Origin of the sequence: Vibrio sp. 779(2023) (assembly GCF_033344285.1) — a bacterium.
Lineage (GTDB): Bacteria > Pseudomonadota > Gammaproteobacteria > Enterobacterales > Vibrionaceae > Vibrio > Vibrio alginolyticus.
In genome coordinates, this window is record NZ_JAWPOM010000224.1 from 1 (window position 1) to 1,044 (window position 1,044).

Genomic DNA, 1,044 nt, shown 5'->3' on the forward strand with positions numbered 1-1,044 from the left:
AACCAAGACGGGCCTTTTTCCTTTCTCATCAAACTAAAATCCAACGAGCCACCTGTACATAACAATGCGAGCGGCAACGTCATTTTCGACAGATAGTTACCCGCATCAATGACTACGTTTGGAACCGGAATCGACAACAAGTAGAAAAGCATACCTAAAACGATGGAGATGATAAGCGGGTTCTTCGTCAGTGTTCTTCCCATCATTTTTGCTGCTTGAGAGGCAGACGTAGCGCCTTTGGGTGACAGGCAGATCACCGCTTGAACGTTGTAGATAAACGTGGTGATGGCGACATAAAGAGCAGCTAATGCGACACCCTGTGAACCATAAGCATTAGCAACGTATGCAATGCCGATAATGCCAGTGTTGGCGCGAAACCCACCTTGAATCAACACGCCCTGATCGGGAGAAGATTTAAACAGAACAGAAACGGACATGTAGGTGAAAATAAAAAACAGAATGCTCGCGACTACGCCGTAGTTGATGAAACCACTGGCGGCAGAAAAATCATGCTCAGAAGCCACAATACTGACAAACAACATGGCTGGCAGCGTGACCTTAAAAACCAGCTTAGAGCCAATTTCAATAAAGTTATCGTTGATGAGACCAAACCGTTTAAAGATAACGCCAAGCACCAACATTAAGCAGATGGGGCCGGTGATCGACAAAGAGAATTGCAACTGATGTAAAACAGAATCCATGTAAGTATCCGCAGCAAAAAAGAAAAAAGTCATTATTGTTTCGCTATTAAGCCACAAACTAGGGGGCGGGGAATAGGGAAGCGATGAAATTTTATTCTTATGTTGATTAGGATGTACGTTGCATTCCGATATGAGCCTAATATCTCAGTTTGACCAAGCTCGACTGGTCGAAGGTTGCATATATTGGTTTACTAATCCGACTTATCGCACTGGAGATAAAACAGAACTCCAGCGCCGACAAGTGAAATGAAGTTGAGCCGCGCTCATTCCTTGTGCGGTTCTGGTGGTGATAAATAGGAGTCCATCGATGAAAAGTAAACAGAACAAAACCGTTCTATGTGCA

General features: G+C 44.2%; 1 protein-coding gene. It reads right to left on the minus strand.

Features of this window, described 5'->3' with window-relative positions:
• Window positions 1–701 (minus strand): AEC family transporter (locus R8O70_RS26230; protein WP_318184592.1); only part of this gene is annotated, 701 nt, incomplete at its 3' end.
• Window positions 702–1,044: the final 343 nt, after the last annotated feature.